This is a genomic window from Mesorhizobium sp. M7A.F.Ca.MR.362.00.0.0 (assembly GCF_004023175.1).
Lineage (GTDB): Bacteria > Pseudomonadota > Alphaproteobacteria > Rhizobiales > Rhizobiaceae > Mesorhizobium.
On sequence record NZ_RZTF01001079.1, the window covers coordinates 1 to 249 of the forward strand.

General features: G+C 31.3%; 1 protein-coding gene. It reads right to left on the reverse strand.

Going from position 1 to position 249, the window contains the following annotated elements; translation table 11 throughout:
- A partial coding sequence (locus EOC06_RS39200) for a hypothetical protein (RefSeq protein WP_206631459.1) occupies window positions 1-249 on the reverse strand: 249 nt, incomplete at both ends.

Here is a 249-nt window from a genome sequence, read left to right on the forward strand (position 1 = left end):
AGCAAGAAGAGTTAGAATATTTGAACCTCCACCTCCAAGACCTAATAACAAAATTGATGTTTCATTTATTTTTTGTTGAATGTCAAAACGTTTTCTTCTAGTTCCAATAAATCGACTAAAATAATTTACATTCGGTTTGTAACGTTCAGGAACTGTTTTTTCAACATCTAGATGTGTTTCTTCAATAAAACCTTCTTCATCCAATAACTGGATTCCCTCTAAAATATCTGTTACGGTTAGTTCTGGAAA